We start from the raw sequence: 20,363 nt of genomic DNA, 5'->3' as shown, positions 1-20,363 counted from the left end.
TTAATTTCCATAGAACCGCGTAATTTAATCGTTTTAGTATTCCACGTATACGATTGTCAAGCTGCCACATCGGAGCGCCGTGAGAGCGAGATTCTTCGAGGGCAGATTCGCGCACTCAGGATCGCAGGCAAACTTGCGCGAAATGTCAGAAGTATCAATAGTTTACCTGTTGAATAATAGGCAAAGCGATATTGGGATTACCTGTGAGAGAACGAGTTTTGCTGAGACGAAATCCGACGACGGTTTCCTAAAGAGCATTCGGTGTCCTGAATCAGGTTGCTCTTGAGCCGTTGTGGATTCACCGATCTAATTCACCGATCTTTTCACTGAATTTAGCGGTCGCCAAATCGTCGCCGGGAGAGCCGGTGGGCCGGATTGCCGGGGAATTCATCTCCGGGTTGCATTGTTCGCCGAAACTGAACCCGTCGTAATAGCATGGACGATTGAAAGAAGCGTCGGCCAGAATTGGTCGCGAACCTTATATAGATTCCGTTGCTCTGAACGAAGTGAAGGAATCGCGGGGTGTCAAAAGGAGACAGATGGTTACACGAAGAGAGTTTCTCGACACAATGGCAGTTGGAGCGGCGGGGCTGGCAGTCAGTTCATCCGCCAAGAGCTATGGCCAGATCGTCGGATCGAACGATCGCCTCAACTTTGCAGTCATGGGCCTGAACAGTCGCGCCTATGCCCATCTTTCATCGCTTAAAGCGAACAAGGACGCGGCCCACATCGCGCATGTTTGCGATGTGGACCGCAATACACTTGCCAAGTTCTCGCAAAATGTACAGCAGGAATTGGGCTATGCTCCGGGCACGAACCAGGATTTTCGCAAGATACTCGAACTCAAGGACGTGGACGCGATCACGATAGCCACACCTGATCACTGGCACACTCCGATGGCCATTGCGGGCTTGCAGGCGGGCAAGCATGTGTACGTCGAAAAGCCGTGCAGCCACAACCCCGGCGAGGGAGCGCTGCTTGTTCGGGCCCAGCAGAAGTATGGCAAGCTCGTGCAAATGGGAACGCAACAGCGATCTTCGCCGCACACGATCGAGATCGTCGAGAAGATTCATGGCGGACTTATCGGCAAGGCTTATTTTGCGAAATGCTGGTACAACAACACCAGGAAATCGATCGGTGTCGGCAAGGAAGCGCCGGTGCCTCCGCAACTGGATTGGGATCTCTGGCAGGGACCTGCTCCACGGCGTCCATACAAAGACAATGTGCAGCCCTATAACTGGCATTGGTTCAGGATTTATGGCACTGGAGAGTCGCTCAACAACGGCACGCATGAGGTGGATGTCTGCCGGTGGGCGCTGGGTGTTGATTTCCCCAACCGTGTGACTTCGTCGGGCGGCAGATATGCGTTCAAGGACGATTGGCAGTTCTACGACACGCTGATTACGAGTTTTGAATACGACGACAAGGTGCTCTCGTGGGAGGGTACGTGCTGCCAGGGGATGCAGTACTACAACCGCGGCAGAGGATCGACGATCATGGGGACTGAGGGCACGGTGCTGGTGGATCGCGATGGCTACGAGATCTACGATCTCAAGGGTAAGAAGACGAGCGAATACAAGACCGGCAAAGAGACTTCGTCCTCGGATTTGCTTGGACGCGACTCTATGACGGACCTGCATTTTGCAAATTTCATCGCTGGAATTCGCAAAGGGGAGAAGCTGAATGCTCCCGTCTCTGTCGGGAACGTCGCTGTCACTATGCTGCAACTCTCCAACATCGCCTGGGAGGTGAATCGGGAGTTGCATCTCGATCCGAAAGACGGACGGATCAAGAACGACCCCGAGGCGATGAAAATGTGGGATCGGGAGTACGAACCGGGTTGGGCACCGCGCGTCTAGCGGCTAATTCAGAGGGTCCGGAAATGGGATGTTTCCGGATCCCTCTGAGATATTGAAGGGCTATTTATCGGTTCCACACATGCAGGCGGCGAACGACGTGGCTGTGGAATTGGCGAGTCCACACACGTACTGGGGCCAGAATGGTTTCAGTAAGACGGAGCGATCGCCGACGAAGAAGTTGCGGATATAGGCGGCGCTGACATCCTGGTTTGAGTCGCGGTCGTTCTTGAACTTTCCAATCAATTCCTTGACCGACGCAGGAGAAAATTCACTTTCGTGATAAGCCTTGGCGAATTCGTACTCCAGGGACCACGTGGTGTCGATGCCGGTCTGGTTTGAGGCTGAGATTACCTCATAATCCTGCAGGATTGACTTGGATGGGTTCACCTTTGCGATGGTAAAGGCGGGATTGTTGCCGTCCACAGGCGAGATCGAGGGAACCATTTTGATCGCCACGTCGTGCTCCGAAGAGGTGCTTGCAACGTCGTCCTGCGGGCGCAACAGGCGCAGTTCATCCATGTGGGTATGAGCGAAAATTGCAAAGCGGATCACGTCCGCGTTGGCGGTCAGATCGTCGGTGAGCGCGCCACTGGCCAGGAACATCTCGGGCTTCGCTTTCGCGCAGACATTTTTCATCTTCGCCATGGTCGAAGGCACGTTGACACCGGGCGGGATATGGCCGAGAATCCAGGCGTTTTGATGTGCTTCGCGAGCCTCGTTGAGCTGCTTCTTCAGCCAGTCGATCTGTGCATCTCCGGCATTGGGGGCTGGAGCTCCGCTGCATGTCGTGTATTTGGGAGATAGAAAGGTGTCGTTGATGACAATGAGCCTTGTGGCCCGCATTGGCGTGGCCATCGCAACGCTGTAGTAGCCTCCCGCTGCAAATTGCTCGGCTGCTTCTTTTTGTGCCGGCAACGGAAGACCCTCGGCGAGAATCTTGCCGGCTTGTTTGAAAAAGTCGCTGCCGGAATCGAGCTTGTAGTCGCCGCAGCCGGAGTCGTTGTTTCCGAGAGCCATGTAAACCGGCATGGCTGGGAATGAATTGCGCAGCTCCGCGACGACAAAGCTGATGGTCTTCAAGACAAAGGCCTGATAGTCGCTTTCTGTCGAGGGTGGAAGAAGTGTCTTGTATCGGCATTCAAAGGCATGGGCGATCAGGTCGCCGCTGACGGTCATGAAGTTCGCGTCAGGCTGCTTTGTTTTCATCGCCTGCAGGCTTGAACGAAGCAGAGCATAGGAGGTGTCGACTCCACGCGCGTGGCACTGTTGTTGCAGGGACTCGAATGCCTGCTGCTGATTGGGAGACGGCGGAGCCGCAAGGATCGCGCTCCACTGGTTGACTGGAGCATCTACAAGCTGCGGCAATCTGGCTGGGTCGTGGAAGGGATCGAAGTGAATGTCGCTGACGAAGAGCGCTGGAACGGTGCGATCTCCGGCTCTATCGCGGGTTTCTTCGCGATGCTGCGGATGGCTTTGCGCCGCAGGGGCAGCCTGCGCCTCGGCTCTGGGTGCGAGCGCTGAGCTGAAGAGAATTATGACGAAAAGCCAGACGGCGGCGTACCACCCGAAAGATGCGCGAATGGACTTCAAGAGGACTCCTTTGCCTGGTGCGGCACAGGAGTCCAAGGACAGGTCCCTGTTCGATCTTCCGTACCTTCGGCAGCTCTATTGTAGCCGCGAGAGGAATAGTTCCGAAGCCCAGTGCGCAACGTATTCGCTGCTATCTGGCGTTCTTATAGATGATGTCAAGCAATTCGTCGTACATGGCTTGCCTGTCTTCCTCGGAGCCGTTTCGAATTGCGTGCGTAGCGCAATGGCTGAGGTGGTTTCGCATCAGTGCCCGGGCGACAGCGCGAAGTGCCTCTTGTGCTGAAGAGATCTGGGTGAGGATATCGGCGCAATAGCGATCGTCTTCCACCATGCGTTGTATGCCGCGGATCTGGCCTTCGACGCGGCTGAGCCTGCGCAGGTTGGAGGCTTTGATCTCCGGGTCCACACCTATGGCTTTGTGCTCTTCAGTTGCGATCCCGCATAAGGCGGGATCGTCAATGGAGGTGGTCTTCAAGGCGGTTCTTCTTGAGGTCATTTCGGTGTCCTTATCCTAACTTCAAGATTTGAGCTTCAAGATGTGAGCTTCAGGCGGCGCAGCCGCAGGCTATTGGTAACAACGCTGAAGGAGCTGAAGGCCATGGCGGCACTAGCGAGCACCGGACTCAGCAGCAGACCGAAGGCAGGGTAAAGCGCCCCCGCGGCAACTGGAATTCCGATGACGTTGTACAGGAAGGCCCAGAACAGGTTTTGCCGCATCACGCGCATTGTGCCGCGTGAGAGGGCAATGGCCATTGCAACTCCGGTGAGGTCGCTGCGCATGAGCGTCACGTCGCCTGCTTCCATTGCGATGTCGGAGCCGCTGGCCATGGTCAGGCCCACGTCGGCCTGGGCCAGCGCGGGTGCATCGTTCACGCCATCGCCGACCATGGCGACGATACGGCCTTCTTGCTGGATTCGCTTGACGGCATCGACCTTTCCAGACGGAAGGACTCCGGCGATGACTTCGTCGACACCGACGGCGCGGGCAATTGCTTTTGCTGTCCGCTCGTTGTCGCCGGTCAGCATCACGACGCGAAGCCCCTCTGCGTGCATCTGCCGAATGGCTCCCGTGGAAGTAGGTTTGACCGTGTCGGCGACGGCGATGATGCCGGCCAGTTTGCCGTTAATTGCAATCCAGAGCGGTGTCTTGCCTTCCTCGGCAAGGCGCTTGGACGCAGCATGAAGAGTGTCATACGCGATGCTGTACTTTTGCATCAAAGAGAGATTGCCGATCAACACCGCGTTTTCGTTCGCGATGCCAACTATGCCAAGACCCGACATCGACTCGAAATCTGTCGCAATGGGAACGCTGAGGCCGCGTTCCTGCGCATAGCGAGTCACTGCTTCGGCCAGAGGATGCTCACTGGCGCGTTCGAGGGAGGCAGCGTGGAGGATCAAGTTGTCTTCGGATTCGCGCGCCGAGTCCGATTCCGCAAGCAGGAGATCCGTAACCTGTGGACGGCCTGCGGTGATGGTGCCTGTCTTGTCCAGAATGACCGTATCGATCTTCTCCATCCTCTGTAAGGCTTCGCCGCCTTTGATGAGGATGCCAAAGGTCGCTCCGCGTCCTGTTGCGACCATCACGGCGGTCGGCACGGCCAGACCCATTGCGCACGGGCACGCGATTACCAGCACGGTGACGGCAGCGGCAAAGGCCTGCATGATTCCGGCGCCCGGTGAGAAGATATGCCACGCGAAGAATGTAACGATTGCAATTGCGAGGACGGACGGGACAAAGATTGCGCTGATACGATCCGCAATTCGTTGAATCGGCGCGCGGGACCCTTGCGCGTCGCGCAGGAGGCGCACTATCTGCGCCAATGTACTGCCGGCCCCGACGGTGGTTGCCCGGTACTGGAAGGATCCGTGCTGGTTAAGCGTTCCGCCCATCACGCGATCTCTCGCGTTCTTCTCGACAGGAAGCGATTCTCCGGTGAGCATCGATTCGTCCACGCTGCTCCGGCCGGAGATGACTTCGCCATCGGTCGGGACGCGCTCGCCGGGGCGCACGAGAATGAGATCGCCGTTTTGAAGTGACTCAATCGGAAGCTTGCTCTCCACACCATCCCGAATGACGGTTGCCGTCTTCGGCTGAAGTTGCACGAGTTTGCGCAAGGCATTGACGGTCTGGCCTTTTGCACGGCTTTCCAGGGTGTTGCCGACCAGTACTAAACCGATAATCAACATTCCGGCTTCGTAGTAGACGTCGGGAGCGATCCCGTGGGCGAGGAAGAATCCCGGTGCGATGGTGCTTGCCGTGGAGTAGAGAAACGCCGCGCCCGTTCCGAGCGCAACCAGCGTATTCATATCCGCCGTCTTATGCAGCAGGGCGGACCATGCCTTGGTGTAAAAGCGGCGTCCGGCCCACACTACGATGACAAGGCTGAGCCCGAAAAGAGACCAGCGGATAGCGTTATCACTGACGACATACATCCACGGCATAAGCGTACGCAGGATGGGGTCAAGGACCCGCATGTTCCAACTCATCAGCGGGTCATGCATTTGCTCCATGCCACCGGCGCGGCTCATGCTCATCAAGGGCATGGAAAGCACCATGGCGACCAGGCCCGCGGTAAGACTCACGATCGCTTTCAGACGGAGTTGCTTATACTCGCGGAGCTGCTCTTCGTCGTTCCGTTCCTGCTCTTCCAGTACCGATTCATCGAGCAGCGGGGCTTCTGCGCCGTAGCCGGTCTGACGGATGTTTTCTACCAGTGCTTCGGTCGAGGTCAGACTCGGATCGAAGGTTACCGTGGCGTTATTCAACATGAGGTTGACTGTGGCGTCTTTCACCCCGGCCTGGCCAGTTAAGGTTCGCTGAATGAAGGACTGGCAGGCGGCGCAGGTCATTCCGGTTACTGAGATGGTGACGCGCTCTGGCGTCACCTCTTTTCGTACATCTCTATTTTTTGCTTCTTTAAGGTTTTCGGATGCGGTTAACATACTGCCCCTCCCGGCTCAATTGGCCACGTTGGCCTGGAAGCCAATCCGGTTTACGGCAGCTGCGATCTGATCCGCGGTCGTTTCTTCAGGGTTGAAGGCCAGTTTTGCTGAACCTACTTCTACGGAACCAACTTCAACACCGTCAACTTTCTGCAGCGCATCGGTGACCCTGCGGACGCAAGCCCCGCAGTGCATTCCTTCGATCGATAGTGTAAGTGTGCTTTTCACGATGTTTCTCCTTTACACTACATGAGATGCCCATGCCCCCCAGGGGTATTCATAATTTTGCACACTTTCGAATGGGTTTATGGCGGGGCGCTAGGCGCGCGCCCTGGATTCCTGTTGAATCAACCGGATCGTTATCAAGGCGGCCGGGACAAGGAAGAAGAGTGATCCGACGACCCACATGATCGACCCGCCAACGACCTGGTCGGCCAGGGGCGACACGTGAAACGTATTCGGCTCAGTCACATAGTAGCTGTAGACGGGGCGGTCGCAGAAGGCGAGAAAAGCCGAAAGCGCTGTGTTCACGATGTCGGCGCCGACGAGATAGGGCAGCATCAGCCAGCCTGGGTAACGCGCGCTAGTCGGCCAGGGGCGAACAATTGGCCACCAGAAGAGGATTGAGGAACCGAGGAAGCAGATGTGTTCGAAATCGTGCCATCGCTCATGCTCGAGCGCGAAGTTATATGCACCGGGAACGTGCCAGGCGAGGAAGAGAAAATTCATAGTGATCCACGCAACGGCCGGTCTGGTGAGGAAATGGCCCAGTTTTCGCAGCGATCGCGAGCGAAGCAGCGGGCCAAGCAGGTATACCGTTACCACGCGGGGCAGACCGCGGAGCATCGGCACCTGGGGCGCGCCGAGAAGGATCAACGGAGGAACGACTGACATGAGGAGCAGATGCTCGACCATGTGCGCGCTGAGCAGAGCATCGGCGAAGCCGTCCATCGGTGAGCCGATGGACAGCCAGAGCACGGCAAGGCCGCCGAGAAAAGACGCCAGTCTCCAATCGGGGAATTGCTCGGGCCGGGTTTTGCGGATGGCGAACCATCCGCGAATGTAAACGACGGCGCTGAGCAGCGTCAGTATCGTGAGGAAGACCGGCGGCGACCAATCGTCGAAGACAGCCTGAATTTCAGGAGGCATTGGAATCCGAGGAGTTCAGTGCTATTTTCCCTCCGGCGCTGGCTGGTTGGGCGTTGCAGGCGGAGTTTGTTCGCTGGTCATCGCCATCTTGCGTGAGGCATCGACGGCGGGAGTAAGATCGCCGCCGCGCAAGGTCTTGAGGAATTGCACCAGTGCGGTCGTCTCGGAAGGATTGAGCGCATTGCCGTAGGCGGGCATGTTTCCGCCACCTTGCAGGACCTGGCGGATCATCTGATCTTCGGTTAGGCGTGAGGCGACCGAATCGAGAGCAGGACCACGCATTCCGCCTGCTCCGCCGATGGAGTGGCAATTGCGGCATTGCTTGTTTTGCAGCACAAGCGCGCCTTGCCGCTCCAGCGGAGTGCGGTCATGTAAGTACTGCGTGGGAATTGTGTCGCTGGTCCAGGCGTTCATAATGGGACTCCACGGCGTATACATGCCGAGGCGCGTAAAGGCTCCTAGTGTGACTGCGATTACGGCAACCATCAGAACGGCTACCGGTCGGCGCGACCAGTGTTTTTCGCCTTCGCCGGAGACAAGCGGAAGCAGCAGCATGACGCCGATTCCGATGACGGGTGCGATGAAAAGCACCGGCGTTTCGATACTGGGCGGTAGGTAAGCCAGAACAGCGTAAATCCAGAGAAATGCGAAGTCGGGCTTGGGCGCGGTCTCGATGATCGTCGGATCGGGTTGGCCGGTGGGGCCGAATGGACCGAACCAAAGCGCACAGGCCATGATGGCAAGCATGATGGCGGCGCCGAAGACAGCGTCTTTCCACGCAGCATCGGGTACGAAAGGGATGCCGGTCTTTTCCGTGAGCTGGTGATATTCCTGCACGTAGGTTTTCTTACTCACCAGTCTGCCCGGCATGGGCCAATCGTTGATGCCGAGGCGAATGACCATCAGAAGATGGAGGGCCACCAGCCCGAGCAGGATGCCGGGAATGACGAAGACGTGCAGGGTGAAGAAGCGGGAAAGCGTAGGACCGGCAATGATAGGGCCGCCCAGCATCAGGCCCACCAGTGGTCCGCCGATGACGGGCACGCGGCTGACAATGGATGCGCCAATTCCGAGTCCCCAGTAGGCGTCCTGATCGAAGCGCAGTACCTGGCCGGTGAAGGCCATGCCTAGCGTCAGCAGCAACAGAAAGACGCCGATGATCCAGGTGAGTTCACGCGGAAATTTGTATGCGCCAAAGAGAAAGACCTGTGCCAGATGAATCAGCACGATGGCGATCATGAAGTCGGAGCCCCAGCCGTGCATGGCACGCAGGAACCAGCCGAGTTTCACGTTGTGGTCGAGGAATTCGAGGCTGCCCCAGGCCTGGCTGGCAGTGGGGGCGTAGACCAGCGCCAGCAGAACGCCTGTCACGACCTGAAGCACAAGGATGATCGTCGCCGCGCTTCCGAAGACATACCACCAACTGGATGTGTTAGATGGGACCGGGTGCTCGGCCGCCTCGATTGCTGGCGTGAAGACTCCGAGACGGCGCTCAAACCAGTTGTAGACATCGATGCCGCGTTGTTTCAGGCTGGCCATTTAGCTGTTCCTCAATTTCAGGCCTTCGGAGGGCTCGATTTCATTAGCTGCAATTGTGGTCGACGGAAGCGATTGAATCTGAGTTAGCGGCGGCTTCGAGCAGTTACGCGCAGCCAGCGTCGGCATCTTGCCGGCACTGATGAACAGGTTGCCTGCTGTGATCCTGTGGTCATATTCGAAGAGTCCGCGCTCTGGCGGTCCCGAGGCGCGTGAACCATCCTGGTAGTATGCGCCGCCATGGCAAGGGCACATGAACAGCTTCGATTGGGCGAACCAGCGCACCGGGCATCCAAGGTGAGCGCAGTTGATGGCGAAGACCTGGAAGTCGTTGCCGGAGATTCGCCGAACCCAGCAGGGAATGTCTCCGGTCTGTCCATCCCAGGTGGTTGTGATTGGATTTCGGAAATTGACCAGGCGAGTTTCGCCCTCGGGAAAATCGGCGAGCGGACCAAGGTTGATCCAGAAACTTTCACTCGATTTCTTCTTCAAAGCTGGACCGAGCAGATAGCCGAGGATCGGCACGGCAAGCACTGCGCCGACGACTCCATTCAAAGCAAGGGACAGCTTAAAGAGGAAAATACGGCGCGAGTCTCCGGCGCCTTTGGGCTTTGCCACAGGCTCCGCTGCGGTCTCTTGATGATTGATTACGGGCGGCTCACTGGGATTCATTGCGTCCTGCTCCATGCGGTTTTCTTCATTGGTTGCGACATTTGTTCTCGCTGCATCATGGATGAGTTGGGTATGGCTGCCCTGGGTTGACAACTCGTTTTGAGGCCAGCCATGCGACGACATCCGTAATTTGCTGATCGGTCATCGGCTGTGTCGAATAGGAGCGCCAGTCCGGCATATGCTCGTCTGGCTTGCCTGCGATGATTGTGCTGCGCAGATACTGATCGCTGACCAGCGCAAGATAAGACGGATCGACGATCGAGCCAAGCTTGCCAATTTTTCCAATCGGGGGATGGCCTTCGCCGTTGGGTCGATGGCACTTTGCACAAAAGGTGCCGAAGGCTTGCTGCCCATTGTCGACACTGGCGGGCAGCGTCGTAAGGTACGGAGGAAGTGTCTGTCCTGCGAAGAGGTCCGCGTTACCCCACTCCTGAACGATGCCGTGGGCGAGCGTTGTGACCTGTTGAGTGGTCAACATGCCGCCTGAGCTTTTTTCAAACGCAGGCATTAGGTGGTTCGGAACGCCCTTCGAAATTACGTCGCGTATCTGAGCTTCTCCAGCAACGGCAATAAATGCGGGATTGGAGAGAGCGATAGTTGCGCCATTTCTGCCATTGTCACCATGGCAGGCAGCGCAGTTCTGTTTGTAGAGGGTAGGGAAGTCGAGCACCTCTTCTGGACGCACGACTTCCGGTCCAGGGCCCGGTCGGCCTGGGATGTGTCCGCAGCCGAGCATGGCTGCGCATGCCGCCGATAGCAGCAGCGTACAGAAATGAGTCCGATTTAGCAGGGCTGCTCTCATTACTCGTCGTCTTTCATTTTTATTTGATCGCTATGAAGGCCGGCGCGAACGGCAAAGGGCAAGGAGCGAAATTGCGGCGTCCGTACTTTGACCTGTAGATTGACGACAAAGCCGCAGACCAGACCGAAAGCGATCTGCGAAATGACGAACCATAGCCAGTCGATTCTCGCGTTAAGAATCGGGCTGATTACGCCCAAAGCTGTGTACAGGATTCCTGTCCACATAAACGGGGCGACGAAGCCGGCAGTAAGAATGGGCTTTCGCGGAAACATCGGAAGCATTGCGCCGTAAAGCAAGCCAACGAGGATAGATGTGAGTCCATGAATTCCAGTGGCTGCAAGCAATCCAAGGAGATGAAACTGGGCGAGGAATGCGTTGCTTTCTCCCGCCCAACTGACAAAGCCGCCGGCCGCGAGAAGATTGATCGAGTACCACAGACTGTGATAGCGAAGGAGGCTGAAGATCGTGGCCGGTATGACCATGGCGACGCCGCCGACAATGCCACCCTTGATTCCCGCTACAACGCTGAATGTCTCAACGGGCAACAACTTGCGATGCTGCGCATCGACGGGCGCACCCGGACGCCTTCCACGTGGGCTGACGAATATCGTGCGGTCCGGCACCACTGGGACGGGAACATGGTTCTCATGCGGCAATACCTGAAAGAACCAGCCGACAGCGGATCGCAGGGCTAGCACAACACCGAGCAGGCTGACGACCCAGTGCGTCACCATGCCGGTGATGATAAGGGAGACGCCCAGTGCAAGCACCATGGGCCAGGGTGTTGGTACGGGAAGCACAACTTCGTCGCTGCTGTGTTGCTGGTGCGCGTGCTCGCCGGGGTTCATTGATTCGCCGTGCTGCATCCTGCTTCTCCTTTCTGCAATTTACCTGCCCAAAACATAGACCACCAGAAATACGACTACCCAGACGGCGTCGACGAAGTGCCAGTAGAGCGAAAGCACTTCGAGCTTTGCGGAATGCTCTTCCTTGAGACGCCCGGTGAGCGCGAAGCTCAGGACGAGCGAGAGCATGAATAGCCCCACTACGACGTGAGTCGCGTGCAGTCCCACCAGCGAGTAATAGGTCGTACCAAAGAGGTTGGTCTGAATCGTCAGACCTTCATCGTGGATCAGGTGATACCACTCCTGGGCGGTCGTGATGAGAAAGATCGCTCCCAGAAGTACCGTGGCAGCCAGTTGAAGCGTGCAGCTGCGCAGCTTGCCTTTGTGCAGCGCACTTCCCGCGAAGTGCACCGTGATGCTGCTCGAAAGCAGGCAGATGGTGCCAAAGATCGGTAGTTCGAGCACCTGTGCCGGTGTCGGGCCGGAGATGCTCTTGCCGATGTAGAAGATGTAAGCGACCACGAAGATGACGAAGATCGCCGCCTCGGCCAATATCAGACAGGCCATGCCAACAGTGCCGCGATAGGGCAGCGTCCAGGGCCTCTCCACCAGTTCGTCCATCGGGATTGCGTCTGCATTCTTCATTATTCGTAGTCCGAGTCCGGATCTTCAGGATGTTTGATGTCCCACAACGGGCGTCTGCTGTAGACCGTGGGTTCAATAGCAAAGTTGTAAGCGGGCGGCGGGGAAGTTGTTGTCCATTCGAGCGTCCATGCATCCCACGGGTCGTGGCCCGCCTCATCGCCGTGGTAGTACGAGCGCACCATGTTGTATATGAAGACCAGGAGTCCAGCCGCCTGGAAGATGGTGCCGATGCTGACAATCATGTTCCATGTCTCCCAGCCGCGGCCTGCTTCATACGTGTAGATGCGCCGCGGCATACCCAGAAGGCCCGGAATATGCATGAAGTCGAAGGTGAGGTGGAAGCCGATGATGAAAAGCCAGAAGTGCCATTTGCCGAGTGTTTCCGACATCATCCGGCCTGTGATCTTGGGATACCAGTAATAGAAGGCAGCGAACAGCGCAAATACGATGGCGCCAACGATTACGTAATGAAAGTGGGCCACAACAAAATATGAGTTGCCGAGTTGCCAGGTGAATGGAGCCGCTGAGAGCATGATGCCGGTGAGCCCAGCAATCAGGAACTGAAACAGGAATCCCACGCAGAACATCATCGGCGTGGCGAAAATCACCTTTCCGCCCCAGATCGTCGCCAGCCAGTTGAATATCTTGATTCCGGTGGGCACCGATATGACCATGGTGGCGAAAACGAAGAAGGTGTTCGCAGCCGCGCCCATCCCGACGGTGAACATGTGGTGCGCCCACACGCTGAGACTGATAAAGGCGATGCCTGCAGATGCAGCCACCATTGCCGGATAGCCAAAGATGGCCTTACGGGAGAAGACCGGAACGATTTCGTTGACAAAGGCAAATGCGGGGAGCACCAGAATGTAGACTTCGGGATGGCCGAAGATCCAGAAGAAGTGCATCCAAAGGACCGCCGAGCCGCCGGCCTGCGTATCGAAGAAGTGAGAGCCAAGGTATCGGTCAAGAGCCAGCATGATCTGCGCCGCTGTGAGCGGACTTACGGCAACGAAGACCAGGCTCGCTGTTACCAGATAAAGCCAGACCAGAAGGGGCATCCGGCTCATCTTCATGCCCTTGCAGCGCATGGAGAGAATCGTGGCCACAAAATTGATGGAGGTCCCGATCGATCCGACTCCGCTTAGAAAGACGGAAAGCGTCCAGTAGTCGGTGCTGTGCCCGGGCGAAAAGACTCTGGCTGTCAGCGGCGCGTAGGCAAACCAGCCTACATCCGGCGCTGACCCTGCGGCGTATAACCCGCTCGCCCCGAAATAACTGAAATACAGCAGCATTCCCGCAAAGGCAGAGATCCAGAAGCTGAAGGAGTTGAGCCGGGGAAACGCCATGTCTCGCGCCCCGATCATGAGGGGGACAAGGTAATTTCCCCAGCCGAAAACTATAGGCATAACCATGAAGAAGATCATCGTTGTGCCGTGCATGGTGAAGAGCTGATTGAAGACCTGTGGCGAGACGAAGTGATTGTTCGGGCGCGCGAGTTGGATGCGCATCAGCGTTGCTTCAATGCCGCCGACAATCAGGAAAATCAAAGCATAACTGATGTACATCAGTCCGATCTTCTTGTGATCGACTGTCGTCAGCCACTCGTAGATCACATTGACTGGCGGCCTGCCCTGCCGGGTCGTCAGCGTCTCATCGATTCCCGGCACTTGCGTAGTTGTACTCATGAGACATCTCCACGTTGCTGACTCATTGAATGGTTAGCGAAGCTGCGTAAGGTAAGCCGTGATGACATCCAGATCATGACTGTTCAAATGCATCGAAGGCATCAACGAACCAGGCTTCAGCGAATTGGGATCGTCGATCCACTTTCTCAAATTGTCCGGCGTATTCGGGACCGCTCCCGAAGCAATCGTATCGCGGCTCGCCAGGTGAGTAAGGTCAGGTCCGAATCTTCCGTTGGCCACGGTTCCACCAACCGCATGGCAGTTGATGCAGGCGTTGTGCATGAATACGGTCTGACCTTCGACAGCCGCAGGATTGCCAGGGAAGTCCTGTTGCGCCGGCTTTTTCTGCTGCGCGATCCAGGTAGCGAACTGTTCAGGAGTATCGGCGTAGACGCGCAAGAGCATCTTCGCGTGCTGCGTTCCGCAATATTGCGCGCACTGGCCAAGGTAAAGACCAGCTTGCGAAGGATCGATCCACATCGTATTGACGCGATTCGGAATCACATCCGTCTTGCCCGCCAGACGCGGCACCCAGAAGCTATGATCGGTGTCCGCCGACGACATGGTGAGATAGGTTGGCTGAGGAGCCGAAGGATCGCTGACAGGAATGTGAAGCTCATTGGCTGTCACAACTCCCAGCTTCGGATACCGATACTCCCACCAGAACTGATGGCCCACGACGGTTACGTCTAAAGAGTTGGCCGGTTTCGGAATGGCCTGTGTTCCCAGAATCACGCGCGCGGTCGACAGAAAGAGCATCACAACGATGAGGATCGGAATGACAGTCCAGGACATTTCGATCTGGTTGCTGCCATAGATTTGCGCCGGCTCCAGAGTAGACTCATCTGGCCTGTGCCGGTATCGAATTAGCGCATAGAGCAGCATTCCGGCGACGATGAGAAAAATGGCGAGGGTGACGCCGAGGACAAGCATCGAGAGGCCGAAGATGGAGTGTGCCGGAGTGGCCGCGGGCGCAAAGATGTTTGTTGGCGACTGCGCATAAGCCATGCTGCCGAGAAATGGCAGGCCCAACAGCACACGGCCTATGAGCCGGGCTGTGCGGAGCCTATGATTTTCGCAATCTGTCGTCGAGAAGCTGGCGAAAAAACGCAAGGGATTCTGGCCTCAAGAATTTGTTGTTTGCGAAAGGTGCCTGACGAAAGCAGCACGTCAGCAACGGATTACTGAAATTGATGCGGCATCGAGCAAAACAGCATCGTTTGATTTAATGTTTACACAAAAAACTTTGGTCTTCGTAAATTTCGATGCTGGATAAAATTCCGAATCAATGCGCGTTCAAATGCTTGATCAATTGATGTATTCCCTTAGAAGGGAGATTCAAAAATATCTGTGGATTTCCTTTAACGACAATGACTTACGCGACTTTAACGCAAAAGTCAAGGGGCGCGGATTTCCACATCCAGCGAGATTCGGCTGGCAAGAAAAGCTATCCGGGAAGGAAATTTGCCCGCGCGATCCAAATGTGTTGGTATGTTAGACCGGATGCTGAAGCCCCCTGTTTCCAATTCCGAAATTCCCAAGACGATCGGGCCATTCCGCGTCCTGCGCCTTTTAGGCGTTGGCGGAATGGGAGCTGTTTATCTGGGAGAACGCATGGAGCAGTTCTCCCAACAGGTCGCGATCAAGATATTGCATCCGAGTCTCTTTCCCGATGCAGCCGACGGGAAGATCGAGCGAGAGGGCGAGCTACTTGCAGCACTGGAGCATCCGGGTGTCGTCCGGATGCTGGATGCAGGCATCACAGAGGATGGCTCGCGCTACATCGTAATGGAGTATGTCGATGGCATGCCGCTGGATGCCTATTGCGACGATCATCGGCTTCCGATGCGCCGTCGTGTTGAGCTTCTATTGGATGTTCTGGAGGCCGTCGAGCATGCGCATCGCCATCTGGTGGTGCACGCAGATCTTAAGCCTGAGAATATTCTCGTCACGGCAGAAGGCAAGCCCCGGCTGCTCGATTTCGGAGTTGCGACCATCCTCGCAGATCTAGGCTCCGGCCTCGGCGCGGCTCAACCAGGCTCGCCAGCCGTCGTCTCGGAGGAATCAGTCCAGGATAGTTACACGGTGCTTTATGCCAGTCCCGAACAGCGTGCCGGAGAACGGCTAACCGTGGCGAGCGACATTTATTCTCTTGGCTTAATTGCCCAGAACATTCTGGCGGGCGTCAAGCCGAGTGAGGCGCGAATTCCAATTCAGAGGCCCGTTCTTGACGACGATTCGACCACGCTCTTATCCGGAAGGATCCAGACCTTCGGTTCCGACTCGTTGAAGTCGATTGCCGCCCTGCGCGCGACCACGCCCGGAGGATTGCTCGCGGCAATTCAGGGCGACCTGGAAGCGATTGTCGCCAAAGCTCTCCGGCGCAATCCAGCGGAGCGATTTCAGAGCGCGAACCAGATGCGCGAGGAATTCAAGCGGCATCTACTGGGTTATCCGATCAAGACGAGGGCGGCCGGACGATGGACCTATGCGCGCAAATGGGTGCTGAGAAATCGGCTTGCGGCCTGCCTCGGTTGTGTTTTTCTGCTTGTGGCGATATTCAGCATCGTCGGCGTTGTCAGGCAAGCGACAGACGCGGCTCGAAAGCGTCAGATAGCCCAGACGAGGTTGCACGATCTTGTGCGCTTGACCGATGTCCTTGCCGGAGAACTTTACGAATCGGTGCGCGGGTTGCAGGGGGCGGAGTCCGCGCAGGCCGCTTTGTTGAACAGCGCCCATGAAACCATCAACACGCTGGCCGCAGAGGATGACCAGGATACTCAACTCGAATTGGAATTGGCGGGCGAATACGAAAAGCTGGCGCGTCTGGAACTGAGCCGCCGGCCGCTTACACAAGACGCGCTTCGACAATTATCCGACGACTTGGACAGGGAGCGCCGGATTCTCGATGGGATGAACAGGCGCGATCCGGAAGTCCTGCACCTGCGGGAGCGAATTCCGCAGATGATGCAACTTCGCGATGCTGCTGCTCATGAGGAAAGTCATTAATCTGAAGCTCAGGTTTGAGCTGTCTCAGGTTTACTGCTCATTGACTGGTTAGTCCCCGAGCCTCTGCGATCTGATCCGCGACGATCTTGCTTTTTACGGGTCCGGCGAGGGCGGATAGAACGGATAGGGCCGTTCGATTCGCCTGCTCTGATTCACCGACTGCGGATTGCGCCTTCGCCAGCGTCAGCAGTTGCGTCGGGGTCGGTTTGGCAAAGGCGCTCGCGGCCCTTTGAGCAAAGTCGAGCGCCAGGCGCGCATCCCCGGGATGCAGATGAAGCTCCAAGAGGCCATCGGCGGCGATTCCGAGAACCTCAGGCGAAGCTTCTTTGTCCTGCGCCAGACGGACTGCCTCCTGCAAACCGTTTCGGCTGGCTTCCGCGCCCGCGCTCTTGTGTCCAAGCTTCGTTTCAATTCGCCCGAAGGTCATCAGATCCTGCGCCTGGATCATCTGCCAGCGTATGTTGTTCGGACTGCGTTTGAGCAGCACTGATAAAATTCCCAGGACTTCTCTGGCCGTTTCCGAAGCCTCGCGCTCTTTGCCGAAGCGGTCGTACTCGATGGCAAGATCCGTTTCGAAGGCAACCAGATCGAAGCGGGCGCGATTGTCCAGTTCGGCCTGCGCAATCGCTTTGCGAAAGCCGTCTTGAGCCTCCTGAGCAAGCGCGACTCCTTCGGTCATGTGTCCGATGCGCATCTCCATGAGCCCGAGGCGGGCAAGCATATAGTTTTTACCGCGTTGGGAGCGAGTTGTCTTCCTTTGTTCAGGAGGGAGATGGAGAACAACGTCCAATCCGTGACGATAATGAGCAGCGGCGGATGCTGGATCGGTATCTTCGATCAAGGACCCATATTTATATTCGCCGACAACAATTCCGGCGCTGCATAGCGCGGCCTTTGGATCTGCCTGATCGCACATTTCGTCGTATTTGTCAGACTGGCGGTAAGATTCCATGGACTTATTGAGGTCCGCAATGGCGTAGCCTCGACCCGGATCGTAAGCATCGCCGAGCAGGTCTGTGATGCCGGATGCGGACTCCAGCATCTGAGCGGTGACGTGTGGGTTCCTGGCCATTTCTCCCGCCGTTGCCGCGGCTGATTTAAGAATCGGCTCAGCGTGAACGGCGTCTCCGTTCCCGAGATACGTGCCGCCGAGCGCGGTTTCCGCTTTCATCAATATGAGCTGCGATTCGAGATCCTGCGGATATTTGCTCAGCCTGGCATTGGCCAGAGAGACGGCCTTGGTCAGAGAATCCAACGCTCCGGGAACGTTGCCAAGATTCTGATTGTAGGGATTGCCGAGAAGATTGCCCATGTCGGTAAAGCCGCGGATGGTTTCCATCTCCAGGCTTGAACCGGGGGCAATCTGGGCCAGCCGGTCCAGGTAAGCAAGCGCCTGCGTGACAGCTTTTCTTTGCGCGTCAATGGAGCCTGGAACAAGGCTCAACTGTTCGAAGTAGTCGAACAGCAACATGTGGGCAAGCTGCCTTTCGTCCTCGACGCCCTTGTTCGCACGAATCTCCTGGAGATGCGCAACGTGACCCTGCCATGCCATCGCGCAAAGCCCCACCATCAATACGAGAAGGGCAGCGGCAGCGGAGCGGACCGGCCAACGATAGCGGCGGTGAAACTTGACCGTGTAGTAAAGGAGATTGCCATTTCTAGCTGCGACAGGACGATGCAGAAGGACATTCAGAAGATCTTCAGCGAAGGCCGCTACCGTGGGATAGCGTGCCTCGTCCTCGTACCGAATTGCTTTCGAGACGATTGCGTCCAGGTCGCGCGCGACTTGGGTATCCAAGACTTGGGCATCAAGGAACCGCGACGGTGTGTGCACTCTTGCCCACTGGGACGGAGGCTTGAGCTGACCTTGCCTTAACCTGTCGAGGTAGAGACCGATGGGTAAATTTTTCAGCTCTTCGGGAAGTTGTCCTGCAATGAGCCGGTAAAGGATCATCCCCAGCGAAAAAACATCGGCAGACGTCGAGACGCGATCTCCCCGAATGTGTTCCGGGCTGGCATAACGCACCGTCACCGGGCGCATCCCGGCACGTGTCATCTCCGACTGCGCATCGCCACCGGTTCCGATGCGCTTGAGGGCTCCGAAGTCGAGCAACTTCACGATGCCGTCGTCCGTCACAATCACGTTACCCGGCTTCAGATCGCGATGAAGGATGAGATTTCTGTGAACGTAGGTAACTGCATTGCACAACTGCAGTACCCATCGGATAATCTGTTTGATCGGAACGGCAGGATCGTCGCAGGCCTCGTCGAGACGCCTTCCCTCGACGTACTCCATTACTACGTAGGGAAACCCCTCGCTGGTGACCCCTCCGTCAAGCAAACGTGCAATGCTTCCGTGCTCGAGTTTGGCGAGAGTTTCGCGTTCCAGGAGAAACTGCGTAACGGCGGGCGACAAACGCAAGTGCCAACCGACAAGTTTCACTGCGACAGTCTGAGTAAAGCCCCCTGATATGCGCTGACCAAGATAAACGACTCCCATGCCACCTTGGCCAAGCAGCCGTTCCAGGCGAAATGCGCCTAATACACGACCTATCCACGGGTCGCCTGCCCCCCCCTCGCCGTCCCCAGTTGCAGGGGCGACCGGGGTGCGTTTCAAAAAATTCTCCGGATCGAGCGGTGGAGCTGCGGAGATTAGTTCTTCCACGGATTGGTACGATTCCAAAAGCTTGAGCACGCTGTCTCGCAGTTCCGCATCGCCGCCAGACCAATCGACTACCCGGCTTGCGCGTTCCTGTGCCGGGCACGCCATCGCGCGGTGGAATAACTCTTCCGTCTGTTCCCATCGAAGAGAGGTTTCCGATGATGCAGATACGGCTGGGTTTCCAGGCAACTCCGCACCTGCGTCCATCAGACTGTCTCGCTCTTCGGGGAAGATTTCAGCTCCTGATAGAGCCAGCTTCGCGAGAATTTGAGATCGCGTTCGGCTGTCGAAAGAGAAATCGAGAGCACTTCCGCGGTTTCCTCCAGCGTCAATGCCAGGAAAAAACGGAGTTCGATCAGATGCGCCTTGCGCTGATCGAGCTTCTCCAGCCGATCCAGAGCCCTATTCAGGTCTAGAATCTCAGCGGAAGAAGTGCCGACCCAAGCAATCTCGTCGGACAGCGGGAGCCGGATAGCGCCAGGACCGCCGCGCCGCTCCGCAAGATGGGCGCGCGCGTGGTCCTTGAGAATGTTTCGCATGATGCGGGCAGCAAAGGTGTAGAAGTGTCCCCGGTCGTGCCAGGAGACTTTTCGCTGGCTTAATAGACGCATGTAGACTTCATTGACCAGCGCGGTCGGCTGTAGCGTGTGATCTTCGCGCTCACGGCGCATGTAGCCCTCCGCGATGCGATGCAGTTGTCCATAGACGAGTGGAATGAGGCTCTCCAATACATCTGGATCGCCTTCCCTCCATCGTTCCAGCAGCCGCGTTACCTCACCATCTGCGTCAGCCATGAGAGCGTTTCTCCTGCAACTCGTTCCATCGGAGGTCATCTCGGTGTGTCCCATTCCGCCCGAAAGGAAGGGAAAAGGACGTTGAAGCAGAGGCAAGTCGATCCACACTTACAGTAAGAAAGCTCAATCCGTCGAGTTCACGTGTCGGATGTCGTGAAAATAACGTTTACCA

16 protein-coding genes are annotated in these 20,363 nt (G+C 56.8%); 2 read left to right on the top strand and 14 right to left on the bottom strand.

Features of this window, described 5'->3' with window-relative positions:
* Window positions 1-539: 539 nt before the first annotated feature.
* Window positions 540-1,859, top strand: a complete 1,320-nt coding sequence (locus OHL23_RS11530; protein WP_263352031.1) for a Gfo/Idh/MocA family protein — start codon at window positions 540-542, stop codon at window positions 1,857-1,859.
* Between the two features lie 60 nt (window positions 1,860-1,919).
* On the opposite strand, the gene OHL23_RS11525 is transcribed toward OHL23_RS11530, so the two are convergent.
* From OHL23_RS11525 to coxB, 12 genes are all read right to left on the bottom strand, one after another.
* Window positions 1,920-3,449: a metallophosphoesterase gene (locus tag OHL23_RS11525; protein ID WP_263352030.1), complete on the bottom strand. Its 1,530-nt coding sequence runs from the start codon at window positions 3,447-3,449 to the stop codon at window positions 1,920-1,922.
* A gap of 130 nt (window positions 3,450-3,579) precedes the next feature.
* Complete coding sequence (locus OHL23_RS11520) at window positions 3,580-3,945, bottom strand: metal-sensitive transcriptional regulator (RefSeq protein WP_263352029.1); 366 nt, start codon at window positions 3,943-3,945, stop codon at window positions 3,580-3,582.
* Window positions 3,946-3,980: 35 nt separating this feature from the next.
* Window positions 3,981-6,392, bottom strand: a complete 2,412-nt coding sequence (locus OHL23_RS11515) for a heavy metal translocating P-type ATPase (RefSeq protein ID WP_263352028.1) — start codon at window positions 6,390-6,392, stop codon at window positions 3,981-3,983.
* Window positions 6,393-6,407: 15 nt separating this feature from the next.
* The gene (locus OHL23_RS11510; protein ID WP_263352027.1) at window positions 6,408-6,620 is read right to left on the bottom strand and encodes a heavy-metal-associated domain-containing protein; all 213 of its coding nucleotides are present in this window, start codon (window positions 6,618-6,620) and stop codon (window positions 6,408-6,410) included.
* Window positions 6,621-6,710: 90 nt separating this feature from the next.
* Entirely contained in the window at window positions 6,711-7,541 is an 831-nt protein-coding gene (locus OHL23_RS11505) for a cytochrome c oxidase assembly protein (protein ID WP_263352026.1), read from the bottom strand.
* A 21-nt stretch (window positions 7,542-7,562) separates the two neighbouring features.
* Window positions 7,563-9,080, bottom strand: coding sequence for a cytochrome b N-terminal domain-containing protein (locus OHL23_RS11500; RefSeq protein WP_263352025.1), 1,518 nt, complete (start codon window positions 9,078-9,080; stop codon window positions 7,563-7,565).
* On the bottom strand, window positions 9,081-9,764 hold the full coding sequence (locus OHL23_RS11495) for a QcrA and Rieske domain-containing protein (RefSeq protein ID WP_263352024.1): 684 nt from the start codon (window positions 9,762-9,764) through the stop codon (window positions 9,081-9,083).
* A 40-nt stretch (window positions 9,765-9,804) separates the two neighbouring features.
* Window positions 9,805-10,434, bottom strand: coding sequence for a cytochrome c (locus OHL23_RS11490; RefSeq protein WP_263352023.1), 630 nt, complete (start codon window positions 10,432-10,434; stop codon window positions 9,805-9,807).
* 116 nt (window positions 10,435-10,550) lie between these two features.
* Entirely contained in the window at window positions 10,551-11,417 is an 867-nt protein-coding gene (locus OHL23_RS11485; protein ID WP_263352022.1) for a cytochrome c oxidase subunit 4, read from the bottom strand.
* Between the two features lie 21 nt (window positions 11,418-11,438).
* Complete coding sequence (locus OHL23_RS11480) at window positions 11,439-12,041, bottom strand: cytochrome c oxidase subunit 3 (RefSeq protein ID WP_263352021.1); 603 nt, start codon at window positions 12,039-12,041, stop codon at window positions 11,439-11,441.
* Window positions 12,041-13,726, bottom strand: a complete 1,686-nt coding sequence (gene ctaD, locus OHL23_RS11475; protein WP_263352020.1) for a cytochrome c oxidase subunit I — start codon at window positions 13,724-13,726, stop codon at window positions 12,041-12,043. The genes OHL23_RS11480 and ctaD overlap by 1 nt, the downstream gene beginning before the upstream one ends.
* A 33-nt stretch (window positions 13,727-13,759) precedes the next feature.
* Window positions 13,760-14,839 (bottom strand): cytochrome c oxidase subunit II, encoded by a 1,080-nt coding sequence (coxB, locus tag OHL23_RS11470; protein ID WP_317891676.1) that lies wholly within the window; start codon window positions 14,837-14,839, stop codon window positions 13,760-13,762.
* Between the two features lie 390 nt (window positions 14,840-15,229).
* Between coxB and OHL23_RS11465 the strand changes: the two genes are divergently transcribed.
* A complete protein-coding gene (locus OHL23_RS11465) occupies window positions 15,230-16,735 on the top strand; it encodes a serine/threonine protein kinase (protein ID WP_263352019.1) in 1,506 nt (501 codons plus the stop codon).
* Between the two features lie 37 nt (window positions 16,736-16,772).
* On the opposite strand, the gene OHL23_RS11460 is transcribed toward OHL23_RS11465, so the two are convergent.
* A complete protein-coding gene (locus OHL23_RS11460) occupies window positions 16,773-19,604 on the bottom strand; it encodes a serine/threonine protein kinase (protein WP_263352018.1) in 2,832 nt (943 codons plus the stop codon).
* Complete coding sequence (locus OHL23_RS11455; protein ID WP_263352017.1) at window positions 19,604-20,191, bottom strand: sigma-70 family RNA polymerase sigma factor; 588 nt, start codon at window positions 20,189-20,191, stop codon at window positions 19,604-19,606. The genes OHL23_RS11460 and OHL23_RS11455 overlap by 1 nt, the downstream gene beginning before the upstream one ends.
* Window positions 20,192-20,363 lie beyond the last annotated feature (172 nt).

This window comes from Acidicapsa acidisoli, assembly GCF_025685625.1.
Classification (GTDB): Bacteria; Acidobacteriota; Terriglobia; order Terriglobales; family Acidobacteriaceae; genus Acidicapsa; species Acidicapsa acidisoli.
The sequence above is the reverse complement of the archived record's forward strand: the minus strand, read 5'-3'. Positions and strand labels throughout refer to the sequence as shown.